This window comes from Candidatus Arsenophonus triatominarum, from assembly GCF_001640365.1.
GTDB lineage: Bacteria > Pseudomonadota > Gammaproteobacteria > Enterobacterales > Enterobacteriaceae > Arsenophonus > Arsenophonus triatominarum.
Window position 1 is genome coordinate 1 of sequence record NZ_LWMI01000080.1, and the last position, 3,925, is coordinate 3,925.

Genomic DNA, 3,925 nt, shown 5'->3' on the forward strand with positions numbered 1-3,925 from the left:
ACTTTCATCAATAAAAACAACAGATTTATCTTTTTTTTCATACTGTTGTCTTTTTTGCTGATGTGCCAGCCTGTCGCTTTCGTTGGTTTTTGGATGGAATAGAGTTTTTTTTATAGGTTAATCCCAGCTTTTTAAGGGATTGCCAAATAGTCTTTTTACAAACACCGAATCGCTCTGCCCGTTCCTTTTGGTAAGCATCTGGATACTGTTCCACATCTTTTGCTAAAGCATTTTTATCGAGCTTCCTCTTACGTGGCGTTGAATTTTTTGGCTCTGGTCGTTTAAGCCAACGTACTAAAGACGCTTTTCCAATACGGAATTGTTTCGCAGTTTCTCGAATTGTTAAACCTTCGGCTTTCCTTACAGATATTACTTTACGTCGAAAATCAATTGTATAACTCATAACACACCTTGTAATCAAAATTAAGTCGCCTAGCTATACATCAAGCAAAAATGGGATATCATTTGTGAAAGTAACACGAGTTTCGCATAGGCATATAAAATTCCAGAAATGGCTTAAAAGCAATGGTTAATTTGCAAGTTACTAAAACGTATAAATTTGTTTAAATTACAATAAGTTGCTTTTAATTTATAAGATTTTGTCTATTTATATATTATGCTGAATTAAACTTAAAAATAGAGCGTTTTTTTATTGGTGCGAAACTCGTGAGTAATTCAATTGTCGGTTTTATATATTTAAGTTCAATAAATTCATCAGGTTGGTGAGCCTGCTCTATCGAACCTGGCCTTAATATAATGTTGGACATCGCATTTGAATAAAGGGCGCTTCGGTGCAAGTAATTAACGGTTTGAGCTTTTTTATCTAATAAATTTTCAATTATTTTCACCATGTTATGATTTATAGGGTATTCAAAACAGGGAATAGGCGGATAAAGTTCCTCGATAGTTAAGCGATCCGGCCAACGATGTTTAATCGGTTTAAGTGCGGCATGTAATAATTCATCCAAATTTTTTAGTGACAGACCGGGTAGTGGACGAATATCGATATGTAATTCACAACACCCACAAATTCGATTTACTGCATTGTAGTGGCATACTAAATTTGGTCACCTAAGTTGAGGTGATATAGCTAGGCGACTTAATTTTGATTACAGCATATGTATTAAAAACAGGTCATCGATAGTGCATCCTGTTTCCATCTTTTTTACGTTTAGCTTGAGACCATTTATGTTCTATAGGATTTAAATCTGGTGAATACACAGGCAAATATTCTATCTGGGTGTCCTGCGTTTATAATTGCCTGTTCAATATTCTTACCTTTGTGAAAGCTAGCGTTGTCCATAAAAATAACAGAATTTTCAGGAAGTTCTGGGAGCAATATTTTTGTGATCCAAACATAAAAAACATCACGGTTAATATTGCAATCAAATAATCCGATAGCAAAAAGGGTTGTTCCCAATAAAGCGCCAATAACATTTGTTCTTCCCTTAGCACCCCAGTTTTTCAGGCCAAAACAACGGTGACCTTTTGGGGAATAGCCGTGAGTTCGTGGAGTGTCATGTGAAAAACCACTTTCATCAATAAAAACAACAGATTATCTTTTTTTTTCATACTGTTGTCTTTTTTGCTGATGTGCCAGCCTGTCGCTTTCGTTGGTTTTTGGATGGAATAGAGTTTTTTTTATAGTAATCCCAGCTTTTTAAGGATTGCCAAATAGTCTTTTTACAAACACCGAATCGCTCTGCCCGTTCCTTTTGGTAAGCATCTGATACTGTTCCACATCTTTTGCTAAAGCATTTTTATCGAGCTTCCTCTTACGTGGCGGTTGAATTTTTTGGCTCTGGTCGTTTAAGCCAACGTACTAAAGACGCTTTTCCAATACGGAATTGTTTCGCGAGTATTCTTCGAATTTGTTAAAATCAATGTATAATCATAACACACTTCGGTCATTTCCTTATCATGACCTCATAACTTTAGGTCGAAATGAGTATATACTGCTGATTAAATCAAACCATTAGTATTACAAAATTAATACTTGAATATACAGCATGACGTAGCTCAGGTTAGCGGTAATCTAGAGTGATATGTACAATTGATATATTCGACTATAAAATAGTCTATACAGGAAAGCTCGAAGGTTTAACAATTCGAGAAACTGCGAAACCAATTCCGTATGGAAAAGCGTCTTTAGTACGTTGGCTTAAACGACCAGAGCCAAAAAATTCAACGCCACGTAAGAGGAAGCTCGATAAAAATGCTTAGCAAAAGATGTGGAACAGTATCCAGATGCTTACCAAAAGGAACGGGCAGAGCGATTCGGTGTTTGTAAAAAGACTATTTGGCAATCCCTTAAAAAGCTGGGATTAACCTATAAAAAAAACTCTATTCCATCCAAAAACCAACGAAAGCGACAGGCTGGCACATCAGCAAAAAAGACAACAGTATGAAAAAAAAAGATAAATCTGTTGTTTTATTGATGAAAGTGGTTTTTCACATGACACTCCACGAACTCACGGCTATTCCCCAAAAGGTCACCGTTGTTTTGGCCTGAAAAACTGGGGTGCTAAGGGAAGAACAAATGTTATTGGCGCTTTATTGGGAACAACCCTTTTTGCTATCGGATTATTGATTGCAATATTAATCGTGATGTTTTTATGTTGGATCACAAAAATATTGCTCCCAGAACTTCCTGAAAATTCTGTTATTTTTATGGACAACGCTAGCTTTCACAAAGGTAAGAATATTGAACAGGCAATTATAAACGCAGGACACAGATAGAATATTTGCCTGTGTATTCACCAGATTTAAATCCTATAGAACATAAATGGTCTCAAGCTAAACGTAAAAAGATGGAAACAGGATGCACTATCGATGACCTGTTTTTAATACATATGCTGTAATCAAAATTAAGTCGCCTAGCTATATCACCTCAACTTAGGTGACCAAATTTAGTATGCCACTACAATGCAGTAAATCGAATTTGTGGGTGTTGTGAATTACATATCGATATTCGTCCTACCCGGTCTGTCACTAAAAAATTTGGATGAATTATTACATGCCGCACTTAAACCGATTAAACATCGTTGGCCGGATCGCTTAACTATCGAGGAACTTTATCCGCCTATTCCCTGTTTTGAATACCCTATAAATCATAACATGGTGAAAATAATTGAAAATTTATTAGATAAAAAAGCTCAAACCGTTAATTACTTGCACCGAAGCGCCCTTTATTCAAATGCGATGTCCAACATTAATATTAAGGCCAGGTTCGATAGAGCAGGCTCACCAACCTGATGAATTTATTGAACTTAAATATATAAAACCGACAATTGAATTACTCACGAGTTTCGCACCAATAAAAAAACGCTCTATTTTTAAGTTTAATTCAGCATAATATATAAATAGACAAAATCTTATAAATTAAAAGCAACTTATTGTAATTTAAACAAATTTATACGTTTTAGTAACTTGCAAATTAACCATTGCTTTTAAGCCATTTCTGGAATTTTATATGCCTATGCGAAACTCGTGTTACTTTCACAAATGATATCCCATTTTTGCTTGATGTATAGCTAGGCGACTTAATTTTGATTACAAGGTGTGTTATGAGTTATACAATTGATTTTCGACGTAAAGTAATATCTTAAGGAAAGCCGAAGGTTTAACAATTCGAGAAACTGCGAAACAATTCCGTATTGGAAAAGCGTCTTTAGTACGTTGGCTTAAACGACCAGAGCCAAAAAATTCAACGCCACGTAAGAGGAAGCTCGATAAAAATGCTTTAGCAAAAGATGTGGAACAGTATCCAGATGCTTACCAAAAGGAACGGGCAGAGCGATTCGGTGTTTGTAAAAAGACTATTTGGCAATCCCTTAAAAAGCTGGGATTAACCTATAAAAAAAACTCTATTCCATCCAAAAACCAACGAAAGCGACAGGCTGGCACATCAGCAAAAAAGACAACA

The 3,925-nt window shown here is 35.6% G+C and carries 6 protein-coding genes and 3 pseudogenes; 5 read left to right on the forward strand and 4 right to left on the reverse strand.

Going from position 1 to position 3,925, the window contains the following annotated elements:
- Window positions 1–37 precede the first annotated feature (37 nt).
- The 4 genes and pseudogenes from AYJ55_RS23375 to AYJ55_RS27450 form a co-directional block, all read right to left on the reverse strand.
- On the reverse strand, window positions 38–403 hold the full coding sequence (locus tag AYJ55_RS23375) for an IS630 transposase-related protein (protein ID WP_063653415.1): 366 nt from the start codon (window positions 401–403) through the stop codon (window positions 38–40).
- Between the two features lie 211 nt (window positions 404–614).
- Window positions 615–1,046 (reverse strand): annotated as a pseudogene (locus tag AYJ55_RS23380) (M20/M25/M40 family metallo-hydrolase); the annotation flags it as partial.
- A gap of 88 nt (window positions 1,047–1,134) precedes the next feature.
- A complete protein-coding gene (locus tag AYJ55_RS35015) occupies window positions 1,135–1,221 on the reverse strand; it encodes a hypothetical protein (RefSeq protein WP_281181225.1) in 87 nt (28 codons plus the stop codon).
- Window positions 1,187–1,543 carry a transposase gene (locus AYJ55_RS27450; RefSeq protein ID WP_281181226.1) on the reverse strand — a complete coding sequence of 119 codons (357 nt, stop codon included), beginning with the start codon at window positions 1,541–1,543 and terminating at the stop codon, window positions 1,187–1,189. The genes AYJ55_RS35015 and AYJ55_RS27450 overlap by 35 nt, the downstream gene beginning before the upstream one ends.
- Window positions 1,544–2,040: 497 nt before the next feature.
- On the opposite strand from AYJ55_RS27450, the gene AYJ55_RS30200 reads away from it, so the two are divergent.
- From AYJ55_RS30200 to AYJ55_RS36565, 5 genes and pseudogenes are all read left to right on the forward strand, one after another.
- On the forward strand, window positions 2,041–2,223 hold the full coding sequence (locus tag AYJ55_RS30200; RefSeq protein ID WP_063658128.1) for a hypothetical protein: 183 nt from the start codon (window positions 2,041–2,043) through the stop codon (window positions 2,221–2,223).
- Between the two features lie 8 nt (window positions 2,224–2,231).
- The gene (locus AYJ55_RS30205; protein ID WP_162505852.1) at window positions 2,232–2,408 is read left to right on the forward strand and encodes an IS630 transposase-related protein; all 177 of its coding nucleotides are present in this window, start codon (window positions 2,232–2,234) and stop codon (window positions 2,406–2,408) included.
- A gap of 25 nt (window positions 2,409–2,433) precedes the next feature.
- Window positions 2,434–2,861: pseudogene (locus AYJ55_RS23395) on the forward strand (transposase).
- Between the two features lie 63 nt (window positions 2,862–2,924).
- Window positions 2,925–3,355 (forward strand): annotated as a pseudogene (locus AYJ55_RS34160) (M20/M25/M40 family metallo-hydrolase); the annotation flags it as partial.
- A gap of 273 nt (window positions 3,356–3,628) precedes the next feature.
- A partial coding sequence (locus AYJ55_RS36565; RefSeq protein ID WP_425393845.1) for an IS630 transposase-related protein occupies window positions 3,629–3,925 on the forward strand: 297 nt, incomplete at its 3' end.